Source organism: Candidatus Competibacteraceae bacterium (assembly GCA_016713505.1).
GTDB lineage: Bacteria > Pseudomonadota > Gammaproteobacteria > Competibacterales > Competibacteraceae > Competibacter_A.
Window position 1 is genome coordinate 1,139,514 of sequence record JADJPA010000001.1, and the last position, 16,322, is coordinate 1,155,835.

Consider the following 16,322-nt stretch of genomic DNA (forward strand, 5'->3'; position numbering starts at 1 on the left):
ACCCCGCATGAACCCCTCCGCCCTGACTCTGCGCAATTTGCGAAAAGTGTACGCCACCGGCCTGGAGGCCGTGCGCGGGATCGATCTCGACATCACGGAAGGCGAATTCTTCGCCCTGCTCGGCCCCAACGGCGCGGGCAAATCCACCACCATCGGCATCATCTGTTCGCTGGTGCGCAAAACCGGCGGAACCGTACAGGTCTTCGGCCACGACATCGACGCGGAGCTGACCGCCGCCAAGCGCTGCATCGGCTTGGTGCCGCAGGAGTTCAACTTCAATCAGTTCGAGCCGGCGCTCGAAATCGTGGTCAATCAAGCTGGTTATTACGGCATCCCCCGGCCGCTGGCTTTCCAGCGCGCCGAAACGTATCTGCGCCAGTTGGGCTTGTGGGAAAAGCGCCGGGAAATGGCCCGGCAACTGTCCGGCGGGATGAAGCGGCGGCTGATGATCGCCCGCGCGCTGGTCCACGAACCGAAGTTGTTGATTCTGGACGAACCGACCGCCGGCGTGGACATCGAAATCCGCCGTTCGATGTGGGAATTTTTGCGCGGGATCAACGCGCGCGGCACCACCATCATCCTGACCACCCACTATCTGGAGGAAGCCGAAAGCCTGTGCCGGCAAGTGGCGATCATCGACCGGGGCTTGATCGTGCAAAACGGTCCGATGAGCGCCTTGCTCGGCCAACTGCACCTGGAAACCTTCGTGTTGAATCTGGCCCGACCGCTGGCCGAACTGCCGGAGGTGGCCGGCTATCCGCTGCGGCGGCTGGACGCCTTCACCCTGGAGGCGGACGTGTCCAAGGATCGCGGTCTGAACGCGCTGTTCGAGCAACTGTCGGCGCGCGGCGTCGCCGTGCTCAGCCTGCGCAACAAGGTCAACCGCTTGGAGGAGCTGTTCGTGCGCTTGGTGGATAAAAGCGACTCCGCCGCCCGAACGGCGGCGGAAGCGGGTTAGCGGCGCGGCCCGGCCACGATTTTATCGTCGTGGAGCTTGGAAATTTCCACGTCGCTCATGCCGAGCAGGTCCGACAAAATCTCGTCGGTGTGCTGGCCGAGAGCGGGAGCCGGTTGGGGCGGCTGGCGCTCGCTCTTGCCGAAGGCATACGGCGAACCCGGCACCAGATATTCGCCGATGCCCGGCTGTTCGACCAGATCGAACATCGGATGCCAGGTCGAGCAATCCGGATCTTCGGTCACCGCCTGTTTGAAGCTGCGAAACACTGACCATGTGACCCCGCTCTCATCGAACGGACCGGCGAAATCGTCCGGGGTGCGCGCCAGGAACCACGGTTTGAGCAGCGCGGTAATCTCCTCGCGCGCCTTGAAACGGTCCCCCTCGCGGTTCAAATCGAGCCCCAAGCGCTGGCCCAGCGCGTCGAATTCCGCCTTGAGGCCGGTCACCGCGCACAAGCCGTCCCACTGCCGTCGGGTCAGGCCGACCACCATGACGCGCCGTCCGTCGGCGGTGTCGAACTCGTTGCCGTAAGCGCCGTACAGATAATTACCGTACTTGGGCCGGTCGACGTGATTGACCATCACCTCGCCGATGATGCCCAGATTGCCGAGCATCGCCAGCGCCACATCCTTAAGGGCGATTTCCACCGACTGGCCCTCGCCGGTCAAGCGGCGGTGGCGTTCGGCGGCCAGCAAGCCCAAGGCCGCCATCTGGCCGGTGATGCAATCCCAAGCCGGCAAGATGTGGCAAGTCGGATCGCTGGAGCCTTCCGGTCCGGTGGCGTAGGGAAAACCGACGCTGGGGTTCACCGTGTAATCGACCGCCGGGCCGCCGTCGCGGGTGCCCAGCACGGTCAGCATGATTAAATCCTCGCGGTGCTGCTTGAGATGTTCGTAATCCATCCAGCCCCGCACCCGGAGGTTGGTCAGGAAAATGCCGTTGTTGGGACCGGGCGCGCAGATCAGGCGCGTCACGATTTCCTGGCCGCGCGGCGTGCTGACATCGACCGCCAAGGAGCGCTTGCCCTTGTTCAAGCCGGCCCAGAACAAGCTTTTGTTGTCGTGGGTGACCGGCCAGCGGTGATAGTCGAGGCCGCCGCGAATGCGGTCGAAGCGGATGACTTCCGCGCCCATCTGCGCCAGGGTCATTCCCGCCAGCGGGGCCGCCACGAACGCGGTGCCTTCGACGATTCGCAATCCTTCCAAAATCTTCGCCATAAAAAACTCTCAGTTGATTAATCCAGCCAGCCGGGCGCGCTCGACGATGGTGCGGCATATCCTTAAGGAGGCCACGTCGATCATCTTGCCCTTGACGCTGATCGCGCCCCGGCCCTCGCGCAGCGCGGCTTCATATTCGTCCAGCACCAACTTCGCCCAGGCGATTTCCTTTTCGGACGGCACGAAAATCTGATTGACCGTTTCGATCTGGCTGGGATGGATGCACCATTTGCCGTCGAAACCCATCGCGCGGGCGATCCTGCACGCTTGCTGCAAGCCTTCGGGGTTCTTGATGCCGGCGAACGGCCCATCGACCGCGCGCTTGTCGTAGGCGCGGGCGGCGCTGACGATGGAGTGCATGACGTGGTGCCAGCGGTGCCCCGGATAGAGCTTGTCGTTTTCGTCCAACTCGCCGATGGATTCCAGCGGCATCCGCACCGAGGCGGCGTAGTCGCCGGGACCGTAGACGAAACCTTGCAGCCGCTCGGAACTGGCCGCGATCTCGCGGATGTTGACGCAGCCCTGCGCGGTTTCGATCAATGCCTCGACGCCGATCCGATTCGAAAAGCCTTTGTAGCTTTCGATTTGACCGAGCAAGGTATCGACGAAATGCACGTCCTCGGGCCGGCTCACCTTCGGCACCACGATCAAATCGATCCGGTCGCCGGCGGCCTCGACGATCTCGACCAGATCGCGGTAGGCGAAGTGCGTGTCCAGTCCGTTCATGCGGAACATGCGCAGTTTGCCGCCGAAATCCAATTCGCGGTAAGCCCGGATCACGTTGCCCCGGCTCGTCTCCTTTTCTTCCGGCGCGACCGCATCCTCCAGATCGATACAGACCGCATCGGCCTTTGCGGCGGCGGTTTTTTGAATCATGCCCCAATTGGAGCCCGGCGCGAGCAGCACCGAGCGTTCCAGTCTTTCGCTCATCGGATGGCTCTCCAAAAAAACGGTCGCCCGTCGCCGTTCGAACCGGCGGCGACGGGCGCGCGGTTGAGAATTAAATGACCCGCTTCTTGCGCAGCTCGCCGATTTCGTCCGCGCTCATCCCCAACAAATCGGTCAGAACTAAATCGGTGTGTTCGCCGAGCTTGGGGCCGAGGTGGCGGATTCGTCCCGGCGTTTCCGACAAGCGGGGGATCACGTTCGGCACGATCACGGTCTCGCCCAAATCCTCGACATCGACCGACACCAGATTGCGCCGGGCGTGAAACTGGCGGTCGCCGAAGATGTCGGCGATGTTGTTCAACGGCCCCGCCGGCGCGCCGGTGGCGTTACAGCGCTTCAAAACCTCATCGCGGGTCAGCGACCCGCACCAGTCGCGCACGATTTCGTTCACGTCGTGGCGGTTTTCCAAGCGGGTTTTCTGATCGCCGTAGAGGCTGGACGAGGCCAGTTCCGGCCGGCCCATCGCCTCGGCCAAGCGCGCGAACAGCTTGTCGGTGGCGCAGGCGATGGCGACCCACTTGCCGTCTTCCTTGGTCGGGAAATGGCCGTAGGGGCAGGCGAAATCGTTGTGGGTCGGCCCGTGGCGCTCGCGCACTTGGCCGAACATGGCGTAGGCCGGGGCCAGTTCGTCGGTGCAGCGGAACACCGATTCGTACAGCGCCGCGTCGATGTATTGACCGATGCCGGTCTGCTCCCGATAGCGCAAGGCCATCAGCACGCCGAGACAGCCGTAGATGCCGGTCAGATAATCGCCCAGGGTGGTCGAGCCCGGCGTGACCGGCGTGCCTTTCGGCATCCCCGACAGATAGGCGATGCCGCCGACCGCGTGGGCGATGCGGGCGAAGCCGGGCCGGTCCTTGTAAGGGCCGGTTTGCCCGTAGCCGGTGACCCGCAACATGATCAGGCCCGGATTGATTTCGCGCAGTGTCTCCCACGGCAGACCCCACTTCTCCAGGGTGCCCGGCCGGAAGTTTTCGCACAGCACGTCGGCTTTTTCGATCAGCTTTTTAAACACCTCCACCCCCTCGCGGCGGTGCAGGTCGATGGTGACCGATTTTTTGTTGCGCGCTTCGCTGAGCCACGCCAAGGTGTCGCCGCGCTGGGTGGGGGTTCCGTATTTGCGGCAGATGTCGCCGCCGATCGGGTGTTCGACCTTGAGGACATCGGCTCCGAATTCGCCGAGGATGCCGGCGCAATACGGCCCGGCGATCACCGTGGCCACGTCGATGACCCGGATGCCGGACAGCGGCAAATTTTCGTCGTTGGTAGGCGTTGTCATGGATGACGCTCCTGGAACTCGTGGGCTCGAACCGGCGGCTCAAATGATCTTGCGCTGGCGCAAATGTTTGATTTCATCGGGCGACAGACCGAGCAGTTCCCGCATGATCTCATAAGTGCCATCGCCCAAGGACGGTCCCAGATTGGTGATGCGGCCGGGCGTGGCCGACATCCGAGGCACCACGCCGGGAATCACCACCTCGCCCAGCCCCGGCTCTTCGAGCTTGACCAGATTGCCGCGCGCCTGAAAGTGTTCGTCCTCGAAGATGTCGGCGATGCTGTTGAGCTTGCCGACCGGCACCTCGCAGTTGAGGCAGCGTTCCAACACCTCGGAGCGCGGCAGCGAGCCCACCCATTCGGTCACGATCTGATTGACCTCGCCGCGCGCCGCCAGCCGCTTGCGCTGTTGGCCGTAGAGCGCCGAGGACGCCAGTTCCGGCCGCTCCATCGCCTCGGCCAGCCGCTCGAACATCTTGTCGGTGGTGCAGGCGATGGCGACCCATTTATCGTCCTGAGTGCGGAAATGCCCGTGCGGCACCGCGACGAAGCTGCCGGAGCCTTCCCGCTCGCGGACTTTGCCGAACAGGCCGTAGGAGGCGGCGATCTCGTCCAGTTGCCGGAACACCGATTCGTAAATCGCGATGTCGATCACCTGACCGCGCCCGGTCTTTTCGCGGTGGCGCAAGGCCATCATGATGCCGATGGCCCCATAGAGGCTGGAAAAATAGTCGCCGAGCGGCACGGTGCCGGGCACCACCGGCGTCTCGCCGGGAAAGCCGGCCAAGTACGACAGGCCGCCGTAGGCGTGGGCGATGTGGGCGAAACCCGAGCGGCGGCGGTACGGTCCGGTCTGGCCGTAGCCGGACACCTGCAAGTACACCAGGCGCGGGTTGGCTTCTTGCAGGCGCGGCCAGCCGAGCCCCCATTCCTCCATCGTGCCGGGTCGGAAATTCTCGATCAGCACGTCGGATTTTTCGATGAGGCGCAAGAACAGTTGGACGCCTTCCTGCTGGCGCAGGTCGATGGTGACGGATTTTCGATTACGCGCCTCGCTCAGCCACGCCAGGGTGGCGTCGTGGCGCTTGGTCGGCGTGCCGAAGCGGCGCATCGGATCGCCGGCGATGGGATGTTCGATTTTCAAAACTTCCGCGCCGAATTCACCCAACACCGACGCGGCGTGCGGGCCGGCCAAAAAGGTGCCGAGGTCCAACACCCGAATTCCGCTCATCGGCAGTTTCGGTTCGGCGTCGGACGCGGGGTGCGGCGAGGGTTGCGGCGGGTCCGAGGCATCAGGCGCGGCGGCCGTTTCGATCGTTTCGTCTGACATGGTGATTTCCAAAATGTTGTGTTGCGGACTCTGTCGCGGGCGCTCCTCTTTGCGTCATGACCGCGCGGGTTGGGCCATGTCGAGGAGTTCTCCATGCAGTATAGTAGGTCATCCATATTTTCAACGAGAGAATGCACCGTGATCCTCGAACGGCCTTCGCGCGGGAGTTGGCGCGCGCACTTCATCGCGCTGCAAACCATCCTGATCAAGGAGACGCTGCGCTTTCTGCGGATTTGGATTCAGACCCTGCTGCCCCCGGCGATCACCACCGCCTTGTATTTCATCATCTTCGGCAAGCTGATCGGCGGCCAGCTCGGTCCGGTGGACGGCTTTTCCTACACCCAATACATCGCGCCGGGCCTGATTATGATGGCGGTGATCACCAACGCTTATTCCAATGTGGTGTCGTCGTTTTTTAGCGCCAAGTTCCAGCGCCACATCGAGGAATTGCTGGTGTCTCCGTTGCCGAACGCCATCATCGTTCTCGGCTTCGTCGGCGGCGGCGTGCTGCGCGGGCTGGCCGTCGGCGCGGTGGTCACGGCGGTTTCGGCCTTCTTCACCAGCCTGCATTGGAATCATTTGTGGCTGACCTTCGCCGTGATGCTGCTGACCGCGACGCTGTTCGCGTTGGGCGGCTTGATCAACGGCATTTTCGCCAAGAGCTTCGACGATATTTCCCTGATTCCGACTTTCGTGCTGACGCCGCTGACCTATCTGGGCGGGATTTTCTATTCCATCAAAATGCTGCCGCCGTTTTGGCAAGACGTGTCGCTGCTCAACCCCATCTTGTACATGATCAACGCCTTCCGCTACGGGCTTTTGGGCGTTTCGGACATCGACATGGCCGTCGCCTTCGCCATTATTTTATTATTCGTCGCTGTTTTATTCGGCTACAGCCTGTGGTTGCTCAAACGCGGCACCGGCATCCGCAGTTGAAATCCGCTCGCTCCTGGTTAAAAGCCGCCGCCCGTCCTCCATTTTTCGCGCCTTTCTCATTATTTCTTCTATTCTTATTTCAGGCTCGGTCCGCCACGCGGCCGGCCCTTTTAAATGATCGTTGTTAAACGCGCAATAGATAAACCGCAAAGGAGAGAACCCCGTATGTACCGTCATTCAATCGTCCGCGCCTTGCTCGGCGGTGCCGCATTAGCCCTGTTGACCGGCATCGCCAACGCCCAAACCGTGATCAAGTTTTCGCACGTGGTGGCCGATAGCACCCCCAAGGGCCAGGGCGCGCTGATGTTCAAGAAATTGGCCGAGGAACGGCTGGCCGGCAAGGTGAAGGTCGAGGTGTTTCCCAACTCGCAACTGTTCGGCGACGGCAAGGAAATGGAGGCGCTGCTGCTCAACGACGTGCAGTTGATCGCCCCGTCGCTGTCGAAGTTCGACCGCTACACCGATCAGATTCAGGTGTTCGATCTGCCGTTTTTGTTCGACGACATCGCGGCGGTCCACCGCTTCCACACCAGCACCACCGGCAAGGGCATCCTCAATTCGCTCGCCAAGAAAGGCATGGTCGGCTTGGCCTATTGGGACAACGGCATGAAGCAGCTTTCGGCCAAGAAAGCCTTGAAAGCACCGGAAGACGCCAAGGGTCTAAAATTCCGCATTCAAGCCTCCGACATTCTGGAAGCGCAATTCAAGGCCGTCGGCGGCGTGCCGCAGAAGCTGGCCTTCGCCGAGGTCTATCAAGCCCTGGAAACCGGCGTGGTCGACGGCGCGGAAAATCCGTGGTCCAACGCTTATTCCCAGAAATTCTTTGAAGTCCAACCGTTCTTCACCGAATCCAACCACGGCTACCTCGGCTACATGGTGGTCGCCAACGCCAAATTCTGGAACGATCTGCCGGCGGACGTGCGCGGGACTTTGGAAAAAATCCTGGCCGAGGTGACCGTCGAGGTGAATAAATCCTCCAGCGCCTTGAACGACGGCGACCGCCAGAAGATCAAGGATTCCGGCAAGACCCAAATCCTGCCCTTCAGCGCCGAGCAGCGCGCGGCCTGGCAAAAAGCCATGGAGCCGGTTTACGCGAAGTTCACCGACAAGATCGGCAAGGATGTCGTCGATGCCGCCCGCGCGGCCAACAAGCCCTGACCCCACGCTCTAGCCCTCTCCGCCCTGACGGGCGGGGAGGTTCGTTCGTGCTTGCGCTGGAGAACGCCTCATGTTGACACGCGCCGTTCATCATCTGGAGGAAGGCTTCATCGCGCTGCTCTTGGCGCTGATGACCGTCATCACCTTCAGTCAGGTGGTCGCCCGCTACTTTTTCAGCACCGGCTTCGGCTGGGCGCTGGAGCTGACCACCTATTTATTCGCTTGGCTGGTTTTGTTCGGTATTTCCTACGGCATCAAGGTGGGCGCGCACATCGGCATCGACGTGGTGGTGCGCCAGTTCCCGCTGCATTTGCGCCGCATCGTCGGCTTGATCGGCGTGCTGTGCTGCTGCGCCTACTGCATCATTCTGCTGGTGGGCGCGACGCAATACGTCTACAAACTGTATTCCATCGGCATCGAAGCCCAGGATTTGCCGATCCCGCGCTGGATTCCGTTCGTCATGTTGCCGGTCGGCTTGTTGCTGGCGCTGATTCGCCTGCTGCAAGTGGCTTGGAACACCTTGCTCGGCAAACAGGCGGGCTTGCAGTTGGCCGATGAAGCGCGCGAGGCCATCGAGGCGGTGGAAACCTCCGAAATCCTGCATCCTGACGCCGCCCATCCCCGCCAGGAGAAAGCCCCATGACCACCGCCTTTTTGTTCATCGTCCTGTTCGCGCTGTTGATCATCGGGGTGCCGATCGCCTTTTCCCTGGGTCTGGCCAGCATTTTGACCATCCTGTTTTTCACCAACGACTCGCTGGCGTCCATGTCGCTCAAGCTGTTCGACACCATGGAGCATTACACGCTGCTGGCGATTCCGTTCTTCATTCTGGCCTCGGCCTTTCTGACCACCGGCGGCGTGGCCCGGCGGCTGATCCGCTTTGCCATCGCCGCCGTCGGCCACCTGCACGGCGGGCTGGCGATCGCCTCGGTCTTGGCTTGCATGTTGTTCGCGGCGGTGTCCGGCTCCTCGCCGGCCACGGTGGCGGCCATCGGCTCGATCGTGATCGGCGCGATGGTCAAATCGGGCTACCCGCAAAAATACGCCGCCGGCATCATCTGTAACGCCGGCACCTTGGGCATTTTGATCCCGCCCTCCATCGTGATGGTGGTGTACGGCGCGGCCACCGAAACCTCGGTCGGCCAGTTGTTCATGGCCGGCGTGATCCCCGGTATCCTGCTCGGTCTGATGCTGATGACCGCGATCTACATTACCGCCCGCAAATTCAAGATTCCGACCCAGCCGCGCGCCACCTTCGGCGAATTGATGGTGGCGGCCAAGGATGCGATTTGGGGCCTGGGTCTCATCATCGTGGTGATGGGCGGCATTTACGGCGGCATTTTCACCGCGACGGAAGCGGCGGCGGTGGCGGCGGTTTACGCCTTTTTCGTCGCCATGGTCATCCACAAGGACATGACCTGGAAAGACGTGCCGCACGTCTTCGGCGAAGCCGGCAAGGTGACGGTGATGCTGCTGTTCATCATCTCCAACGCCATGCTGTTCGCCCACGTCCTGACCACCGAGCGCATCCCGCAGACCATGGCCGAAACCATCGTCGGCTGGGGTCTGGCGCCCTGGCAGTTCTTGATCGTGGTCAACATCATCCTGCTGATCGCCGGCAATTTCATGGAGCCGTCGTCGATCCTGCTGATTCTGGCGCCGATCTTTTTCCCGATCGCCACCCAACTCGGCATCGACCCGATTCACTTGGGCATCATCATGACGGTAAACATGGAAATCGGCATGATCACGCCGCCGGTCGGCTTGAACCTGTTTGTAACCTCCGGCGTCACCGGAATGCCGTTGTGGGATGTGGTGAAAGCCGCGACTCCCTGGCTGATGATCATGCTGAGCTTCTTGATCATCATCACCTACATCCCGCAAGTCAGTCTGTTCTTGCCGCAACTGCTGTTCTAATCGTTGAGTTGCGCTAAAACAACAGGGGCGGCTAAAAGCCGCCCCTGTTGTTTTGATACCTGACCGTATCGAATCAGCTCCAATACCGCACCGGCCCGCTGTCGATGTGGATGAAGTTGGAGCGCGGATAGTAGCCGACCCCGCCCGCACCCAGCGAGCGAGCCGCGCGGTAGAGATCGGAGATCCGTCCGCCCGGCGTGCGCACGTCGAGCGCCATGGCCTGAATGTGGTAGCTGTTGCGCGCCACCCGGCTGCTGCCTTCAGCCAACATCCGATTGGTGGACGGGGAGCGATAGCCGCTGATGACATGAATCGGACTGCCCGAACCGATTTGCAATTGCAACGCGTATAATTGATCCAAGACCCCCGCGTCGAATTGCCGGACCTGATCGTTATGATGGTCGCGCAAGGCCCAACTGATTTGACCGATGGAGTCCCGAATATAGCCGTCGCGCGGCGTCCAATACACTTGGCGAATGTTTTCGCCGGTATTGGGATTATAAAAAATTAGATAGCGCTCGCTCAGGATAGCCGCTTGCAGTAAATCCGGCGCGATGGCCAAGGCGCCGATGCCACCGGCCGCCCATTTCAGAAAGCTGCGCCGGTTCAGATCCGGCTGTTCTTGGTCTTGTTTGCTGCTCGGTTGAAGCGCAACATCGGCTCGCATTTCCTACCGCCCTCTCAGCAATTTGGGTTTTTTTAACTCTAAACAAATTGGCTTTCACAAAGCAAGCGGTTGTGGCATAAAAAGATTTTTGTCTTCAAGCAACAAATCCGACCCGCTAATCCTTTGTGCTGTTTTTAAAGAATCCCTTAACTCCCAGGAAATTATCATTATGGAAATCTGGAAGAGCGATGGAATAAGCCATAAAAAACCTATTCAAACAATATGCTGTTCACTCGTGGTCACCCGCGCGATACGCTCGTTATTATCATAATAGATAATTGAATGTTTTAAAAAAACAACTTGTATTAATAATCCAAATTAACAACAAAATAAAATCGAGCGCTGTTTATGAGCAAAGAAAAATTTCCGGTCACTCCCGCCACCCGCGTTTTGCACGCGCACGATGTCGCCTTCAGCGGCCATCTCTACAGTTACCAAGAGCGCGGCGGCACCGCGCACAGCGCCCGCTGTCTCGGCGTGCACGAACATGCCATCATCAAGACCCTGATCATGGAAAACGACCGCCGCCAACCCTTGATCGTGCTGATGCACGGCGATCGCCAAGTATCCACCAAGGAACTGGCGCGAGCGCTCGGCGCGAAAAGCATCACCCCTTGCGATCCGGCGGTGGCCAACAAGCACAGCGGTTACTTCGTCGGCGGCACCTCGCCCTTCGGCACCCGCAAAGCCATGCCCGTCTATCTGGAGGCCAGCATTCTCGAATTACCTCTGATTTACCTAAACGGCGGCAAGCGGGGTTTTCTGGTCAGTTTGAGTCCTGGCGAACTTCAGCGCCTGCTGGCGCCGACACTCGTCGACATCGCGATCGCGGATTGAAGTCATGAGCGAGCGACTGAGCTTTTTTGCGACCGCCCCGGCCGGCGTCGAAACGCTGCTGGCGGCCGAGCTGACCGCGCTGGAGGCCGGCGATCCCAAGCCGATGCGCGGCGGCATCCGCTTTCAGGGATCGTTGGAACTCGCCTATCGCGCTTGTCTGTGGTCGCGTACCGCCAGCCGTATCCTGTTGCCGCTGACCGAATTTCCGGCTCCTTCGGCGGATGCGCTGTATGAAGGCGCACGCAGCTTTCCTTGGGAAGATCATTTAAGTCCGGACGGTAGCCTCTGCATCGATTTCACTGGAACCGGTTCCGGCATCGACCACGGCCATTACGGCGCGCTGCGGATCAAGGACGCCATCGTCGACCGTTTTCGAGACCGGTGCGGCCAGCGGCCGAGCGTGGACCGCCACCGGCCGAATCTACGGCTTCATGCCGTATTGCGTGACGGCCATGCCGCGCTCAGCCTCGACCTGTCCGGCGACAGCCTGCACCGGCGCGGTTACCGTCAAGCCACGGTGGCGGCGCCCTTGAAGGAAACGTTGGCCGCCGCTTTGTTGCTTAAGGCCGGCTGGCCCGCCATTGCCGCCGCCGCCGGCCCTCTGCTTGACCCGATGTGCGGCTCCGGCACCCTGGCCATCGAAGCGGCCTGGATCGCCGGCGATCACGCGCCGGGGTTGTTGCGGAGCCATTGGGGTTTCAGCGGCTGGCTGGGTCATATCCCGGCGCTTTGGAATCGGCTGCTGGCGGAGGCCAGCGAGCGGCGCGCGGTCGGCCAGGCCCGGATTCCGTCAATTGTCGCTAGCGACTGCGATCCCAAGGCGGTGCGAGCGACCGCCAGCAACGCCGGACACGCCGGAATCACCGACCGCATCCGCATCGAACGCCGCGAATTGACCGACCTCGTTCCTCCGAGCGGCTCCCCTGGCTTGCTGATCGCCAATCCACCTTACGGCGAACGGCTGGGCGAGCAGGAGGACTGGGGACCGCTTTACCACCAGCTCGGCGATCATCTGAAAGCGCGCTTCGTCGGCTGGCGGGCGGCGGTGTTCACCGGTCATCCCGAACTCGCCAAACGAATGGGTCTGCGCGCCGAAAAAACCCATGTTTTTTACAACGGCCCACTGGAATGCCGCCTGTTGCGCTTTCGGGTTGAACCGGCCTTTTTCGTGGATCGGGACGCGGCGGACCAACGCGCCCGCGTGCACCACGCGCTGGCTGGAATGGCCGAACATGTGGCGGACCAACGCGCCCGCGCGCTGGAACGGGCCTCATCCCTCGGGGCCGAAGGCTTCATCAACCGCCTGCGCAAAAACCTGCGCCATCTGGGACGGTGGGCGCGGCGGGAAGGCATCAGCTGCTACCGCCTGTACGACGCGGACTTGCCGGAGTACGCGGTGGCGGTGGATCGCTACCAACAATGGCTGCACGTACAGGAATACGCGCCACCCGCCACCGTCGATCCCCGCCGGGCGCGCGAGCGGCTGGAACAGGTGCTGGCGGCGCTGCCGGCGGTGTTGGAGTTACCGCCGGAAAACGTCTTCCTGAAAACCCGGCAACGCCAGAAAGGCGCCAGCCAATATCAAAAATTCGCCGCGCAGGGGCGCTTTCATGAGGTCTGGGAAGGACCGGCGCGGTTTTGGGTCAATTTCACCGATTATCTGGACGCTGGCCTGTTTCTCGATCACCGTCTTACCCGACAGTTGATCGGCGAACTGGCGGCCGGCAAGCGCTTCTTGAATTTGTTCGGCTATACCGGCACGGCCACGGTTCAGGCCGCGCTGGGCGGCGCCCTCAGTACGACCACGGTCGATCTGTCATCCACTTACCTGGAGTGGGCGCGGCGCAATCTGGAATTGAACGGCCTTAATCACCCGCAACATGCCTTGATTCAGGCGGATTGCCGGCAATGGCTGGCCCAGTCGCGGGACAGGTATGAATTCATCTTTCTCGATCCGCCGACCTTCTCCAATTCCAAGCGGATGGACGGCACTCTGGACATCCAGCGCGATCATGTCGCGTTGCTGCGCCAAACCGCTCGTCTATTAACGCCCGACGGCGTTTTGCTATTTTCGACCAACCAGCGCAACTTTCGGCTGGATCGCGCCGGATTGCCGGAATTGGCGTTCGAGGAGTGGAGCCGGCGTACCCTGCCGCTCGATTTCGCGCGCGACCCTAAAATTCACCAATGCTGGCGGATCAGCCGGCTCTGAACCACTGCGGCAAGTAGCCTCGACTTAAGTCGCGTTCGAGCTGCGGGCGGGGTTGCGCCACAGCACTTCGACACCGCCCTCGTCGCGGGCGAGGATGCGACACAGCACGAACAATAAGTCGGACAGCCGGTTCAGATACCTGCGGGCGTGCTCGCCGACGTCCTCTTCGCTGGCTAGCGACACCAGCCGCCGTTCGGCCCGGCGACAAATCGCACGAGCCATGTGACAGTCCGCCGCCGCCCGGCCGCCGCCTGGCAGAATGAATTCCTTCAGCGGCGGCAGTTGGGCGTTAAAATCGTTCAAGGCCGATTCCAGGCGCTCCACATCCTCGCCCTTGATCGCCTGATAGCCCGGAATGCTCAATTCCCCGCCCAGATCGAACAGCTTGTGCTGCACCGCTTGCAGGCACTCCCGCATGGCGTCGCGCAGATCGTGCACCAACACCCGGCCGATGGCGCAATTCAATTCGTCCACCGCCCCGATGGTTTCGATGCGCAGACTGTCCTTAGCCACCCGTTCGCCGTTCCCCAAACCGGTGGTGCCGTCATCACCGGTACGGGTGTAGATCTTGGAAAGTCGGTTACCCATTGCCGCTATACCTTACCGTAGTTGTCAGACTTCGCATTGTACTACTACAGACCTTCGGGTCGGATGCCGCCGCGCTGGCTTCCTCGCCCAAAGGATCTTGCATCGCTTATTTGATCAATATTCAATTTGTATATTTATTAAAGGTTTAAATTTTAAAATCAATATGTTAAATAAATTGTAGCCATTTCTATAAGCTATTGATTTATATTAATTAATATTAAAATAAATTGTTACACACCTCGACCGGCAATCAATCGCGGTCAAAATTTATTGCTAGCCGACAACAAATCTTATTTGTAAAAGAATATAAAAATTCTATCTCGTTGTTAAATATATAATTTATCTCTTTTTATCATTCTAAACAAAAATAAAAATAACAATCTGTTTTTTAAATAATTTTTTACTAATAAGCAGTGATCAAAAATAATGCCCTGCTCTCGATGAAAATATTTTTTTGTTAATTAGATACTTGCAAAACATTTTTTTATTGTGCTTTCATAATGAGGTAATGCTGTATTGCAATATGTTCCTGCCACAGGCCAATCCGGACTACTGATGATTGGCTTAGGAACGTCAGGCGACACCGGAAACCGGCAGGCAGGCCAGTAACCGGAGTTGCTTAGGTCGGGTCTGTAGCGACCGGAGCGATTCGGTCGGACTCAAGCGATCAAGCCATCGCTCGTGGGAATACCGACCCATCAAGCACTATCAGTTCGTACTGATATGACGGAGGTTATATGGTAGTCGCGGAAATCGCCGAAGAGCGATTTAGCAAAGCCCTGAAATCGGGCTTATTGTGTGCAGTCATGCTAGCGCCCGCAGTGGTTTGGGCGGATCAGGCCACCGGGCAAAACGAAAACAAGCAACCTGCCCAGGTCGCCATGGTAACGCCATCAACGTTCGAAGCGCCGGCAACAGCTCCAGCCAGCACGGCTCCAGCAGCTACGGCTCCAGCCAGCACGGCTCCAGCCAGCACGGCTCCGGTAGCTACGGCGCCCGCCATTGATTCCAAGCCCGATCCCACCGGAGTCGAACCCGCCCAACAAAGCAAACTCGCCAATCTATCCCGACATATTCAAAGCAAGTATGGTATTTCCGAACAAAAGGCGACCAATATCGTCCGGCAAGCCATCGATAACGGCAGCCGCCATCAACTGGAACCAGAGTTGATCCTGGCCATCATCGCGGTAGAGTCCACGTTTCAGGAACGCGCCGTGAGCCGGGTTGGTGCTCGGGGCCTGATGCAAGTGATGCCGGGACCACATCGGGAGAAGGTCAAGGAAATCGGGGGTTCCCGCGCGCTGTTCGATCCCGCCAAGAACATTCATACCGGCTCGAAGATTCTGACGATCTATCTCAACAACCATTCCGGCAACTTGCGGCGCGCCTTGCTCAACTACAACGGCAGCCTGGGAACCCGCTCCTCTTATGCGGATCGGGTCATGCGCATCTATCGCGACTTGCAGCGGGCAACGACCACCGGTTAAACAGCACGCCCGCCTGAAAGCCTAACGCAGAACCACGGCTTACCGCCGCTCTCCCCTTCTCTCATGCCGAGAGAAGGGGTCTTTAATCCAGCCACCTTTCCCCACTCCAAAAAGATCGCCTTGGCCCTTCATCTGGGCTAGCACAGGCTAGGCATCGCGGGTAGGCTTAGCTTCATCTACTATAGAATGAAGCCGCACCACCAGTGTCATTGCCATGCCGTCATCCAAACCCGATCCCGCGGTCCTGGCCGAGCAACTTGCAGCCGAACGGCCGCCGCCGCCCGTAGATCGCTGGAACCCTCCACTCAGCGGCGATATGGACCTACGTATCGCCCGGAATGGTACTTGGTATCATGAAGGAACCGCCTTCCAGCGCGAAGCGTTGGTCCGGCTGTTCGCCTCGATTTTGCGCCGCGATGAGGACGGTTACCACTATCTGGTCACACCGGTGGAAAAATGGCGCATCCAGGTGGAAGACGCCCCCTTCGTGGCCATTCGCGTCGACGCCACCGGCGTCGGTTCCAGCCAAGTGTTGACCTTCACCACCAATGTCGGCAACACCCTCACCGCCGGACCCGATCATCCGTTGGTCGTCGAGTACCGCAAACCCGGCGGAGAGCCTTCGCCCTACCTGCACGTTCGCGGCCGATTGCGAGCGTTGTTGAGCCGCGCGGTCTTCGTGGAATTGACCGAGCTGGGTGAGGAACGAAACACGTCGGAAGGTCGCTGTTACGGGGTGTGGAGTCGGGGAGAGTTTTTTGCCCTGGGCCGCTTGGACGAGGAGTCCTGAGC

The 16,322-nt window shown here is 60.2% G+C and carries 15 protein-coding genes; 9 read left to right on the top strand and 6 right to left on the bottom strand.

The genetic code is table 11. From position 1 onward, the window contains the following. Positions 1–7 precede the first annotated feature (7 nt). Positions 8–958 carry an ABC transporter ATP-binding protein gene (locus tag IPK09_05200; protein ID MBK7983014.1) on the top strand — a complete coding sequence of 317 codons (951 nt, stop codon included), beginning with the start codon at positions 8–10 and terminating at the stop codon, positions 956–958. Here the strand turns inward: IPK09_05200 and IPK09_05205 are convergent. From IPK09_05205 to IPK09_05220, 4 genes are all read right to left on the bottom strand, one after another. Beyond that, positions 955–2,175: a CoA transferase gene (locus tag IPK09_05205; protein ID MBK7983015.1), complete on the bottom strand. Its 1,221-nt coding sequence runs from the start codon at positions 2,173–2,175 to the stop codon at positions 955–957. The two genes, IPK09_05200 and IPK09_05205, sit on opposite strands and share 4 nt — an antisense overlap. 9 nt (positions 2,176–2,184) lie before the next feature. After that, the gene (locus tag IPK09_05210; protein MBK7983016.1) at positions 2,185–3,105 is read right to left on the bottom strand and encodes a CoA ester lyase; all 921 of its coding nucleotides are present in this window, start codon (positions 3,103–3,105) and stop codon (positions 2,185–2,187) included. Positions 3,106–3,175: 70 nt separating this feature from the next. Next, positions 3,176–4,402 carry a CoA transferase gene (locus tag IPK09_05215; protein ID MBK7983017.1) on the bottom strand — a complete coding sequence of 409 codons (1,227 nt, stop codon included), beginning with the start codon at positions 4,400–4,402 and terminating at the stop codon, positions 3,176–3,178. Positions 4,403–4,441: 39 nt separating this feature from the next. Next, entirely contained in the window at positions 4,442–5,728 is a 1,287-nt protein-coding gene (locus tag IPK09_05220) for a CoA transferase (GenBank protein MBK7983018.1), read from the bottom strand. A gap of 93 nt (positions 5,729–5,821) precedes the next feature. Here IPK09_05220 and IPK09_05225 point away from each other — a divergent pair, with 93 nt between their 5' ends. The 4 genes from IPK09_05225 to IPK09_05240 all read left to right on the top strand — a co-directional run bounded on the left by IPK09_05225 (position 5,822) and on the right by IPK09_05240 (position 9,739). Continuing rightward, positions 5,822–6,664 (top strand): ABC transporter permease, encoded by an 843-nt coding sequence (locus IPK09_05225; protein MBK7983019.1) that lies wholly within the window; start codon positions 5,822–5,824, stop codon positions 6,662–6,664. Positions 6,665–6,829: 165 nt separating this feature from the next. Then, positions 6,830–7,822: a TRAP transporter substrate-binding protein gene (locus IPK09_05230; protein ID MBK7983020.1), complete on the top strand. Its 993-nt coding sequence runs from the start codon at positions 6,830–6,832 to the stop codon at positions 7,820–7,822. Between the two features lie 70 nt (positions 7,823–7,892). Continuing rightward, positions 7,893–8,465 (top strand): TRAP transporter small permease, encoded by a 573-nt coding sequence (locus IPK09_05235; GenBank protein MBK7983021.1) that lies wholly within the window; start codon positions 7,893–7,895, stop codon positions 8,463–8,465. Beyond that, entirely contained in the window at positions 8,462–9,739 is a 1,278-nt protein-coding gene (locus IPK09_05240) for a TRAP transporter large permease subunit (GenBank protein MBK7983022.1), read from the top strand. Before IPK09_05235 ends, IPK09_05240 begins: the two co-directional genes overlap by 4 nt. A 73-nt stretch (positions 9,740–9,812) precedes the next feature. Here IPK09_05240 and IPK09_05245 read toward each other — a convergent pair whose 3' ends face one another. Continuing rightward, positions 9,813–10,406, bottom strand: a complete 594-nt coding sequence (locus tag IPK09_05245) for a DUF882 domain-containing protein (GenBank protein ID MBK7983023.1) — start codon at positions 10,404–10,406, stop codon at positions 9,813–9,815. A gap of 348 nt (positions 10,407–10,754) precedes the next feature. On the opposite strand from IPK09_05245, the gene ybaK reads away from it, so the two are divergent. Further along, positions 10,755–11,243 carry a Cys-tRNA(Pro) deacylase gene (ybaK, locus tag IPK09_05250; GenBank protein MBK7983024.1) on the top strand — a complete coding sequence of 163 codons (489 nt, stop codon included), beginning with the start codon at positions 10,755–10,757 and terminating at the stop codon, positions 11,241–11,243. Positions 11,244–11,247: 4 nt separating this feature from the next. Beyond that, positions 11,248–13,455 (top strand): bifunctional 23S rRNA (guanine(2069)-N(7))-methyltransferase RlmK/23S rRNA (guanine(2445)-N(2))-methyltransferase RlmL, encoded by a 2,208-nt coding sequence (gene rlmKL / locus IPK09_05255; GenBank protein ID MBK7983025.1) that lies wholly within the window; start codon positions 11,248–11,250, stop codon positions 13,453–13,455. Positions 13,456–13,479: 24 nt separating this feature from the next. On the opposite strand, the gene IPK09_05260 is transcribed toward rlmKL, so the two are convergent. Then, positions 13,480–14,043, bottom strand: coding sequence for a cob(I)yrinic acid a,c-diamide adenosyltransferase (locus IPK09_05260; protein ID MBK7983026.1), 564 nt, complete (start codon positions 14,041–14,043; stop codon positions 13,480–13,482). Positions 14,044–14,849: 806 nt separating this feature from the next. Here IPK09_05260 and IPK09_05265 point away from each other — a divergent pair. Beyond that, on the top strand, positions 14,850–15,530 hold the full coding sequence (locus IPK09_05265; protein MBK7983027.1) for a lytic transglycosylase domain-containing protein: 681 nt from the start codon (positions 14,850–14,852) through the stop codon (positions 15,528–15,530). Between the two features lie 214 nt (positions 15,531–15,744). Then, a complete protein-coding gene (locus IPK09_05270; GenBank protein MBK7983028.1) occupies positions 15,745–16,320 on the top strand; it encodes a DUF1285 domain-containing protein in 576 nt (191 codons plus the stop codon). Positions 16,321–16,322: the final 2 nt, after the last annotated feature.

Excerpts from the sequence above, each read along its gene's own strand:
- IPK09_05200 (MBK7983014.1), top strand. The coding sequence starts at position 8 with ATGAACCCCTCCGCCCTGACTCTGCGCAATTTGCGAAAAGTGTACGCC.
- IPK09_05205 (MBK7983015.1), bottom strand. The coding sequence starts at position 2,175 with ATGGCGAAGATTTTGGAAGGATTGCGAATCGTCGAAGGCACCGCGTTC.
- IPK09_05210 (MBK7983016.1), bottom strand. The coding sequence starts at position 3,105 with ATGAGCGAAAGACTGGAACGCTCGGTGCTGCTCGCGCCGGGCTCCAAT.
- IPK09_05215 (MBK7983017.1), bottom strand. The coding sequence starts at position 4,402 with ATGACAACGCCTACCAACGACGAAAATTTGCCGCTGTCCGGCATCCGG.
- IPK09_05220 (MBK7983018.1), bottom strand. The coding sequence starts at position 5,728 with ATGTCAGACGAAACGATCGAAACGGCCGCCGCGCCTGATGCCTCGGAC.
- IPK09_05225 (MBK7983019.1), top strand. The coding sequence starts at position 5,822 with ATGCAGTATAGTAGGTCATCCATATTTTCAACGAGAGAATGCACCGTG.
- IPK09_05230 (MBK7983020.1), top strand. The coding sequence starts at position 6,830 with ATGTACCGTCATTCAATCGTCCGCGCCTTGCTCGGCGGTGCCGCATTA.
- IPK09_05235 (MBK7983021.1), top strand. The coding sequence starts at position 7,893 with ATGTTGACACGCGCCGTTCATCATCTGGAGGAAGGCTTCATCGCGCTG.
- IPK09_05240 (MBK7983022.1), top strand. The coding sequence starts at position 8,462 with ATGACCACCGCCTTTTTGTTCATCGTCCTGTTCGCGCTGTTGATCATC.
- IPK09_05245 (MBK7983023.1), bottom strand. The coding sequence starts at position 10,406 with ATGCGAGCCGATGTTGCGCTTCAACCGAGCAGCAAACAAGACCAAGAA.
- ybaK (MBK7983024.1), top strand. The coding sequence starts at position 10,755 with ATGAGCAAAGAAAAATTTCCGGTCACTCCCGCCACCCGCGTTTTGCAC.
- rlmKL (MBK7983025.1), top strand. The coding sequence starts at position 11,248 with ATGAGCGAGCGACTGAGCTTTTTTGCGACCGCCCCGGCCGGCGTCGAA.
- IPK09_05260 (MBK7983026.1), bottom strand. The coding sequence starts at position 14,043 with ATGGGTAACCGACTTTCCAAGATCTACACCCGTACCGGTGATGACGGC.
- IPK09_05265 (MBK7983027.1), top strand. The coding sequence starts at position 14,850 with ATGCTAGCGCCCGCAGTGGTTTGGGCGGATCAGGCCACCGGGCAAAAC.
- IPK09_05270 (MBK7983028.1), top strand. The coding sequence starts at position 15,745 with ATGCCGTCATCCAAACCCGATCCCGCGGTCCTGGCCGAGCAACTTGCA.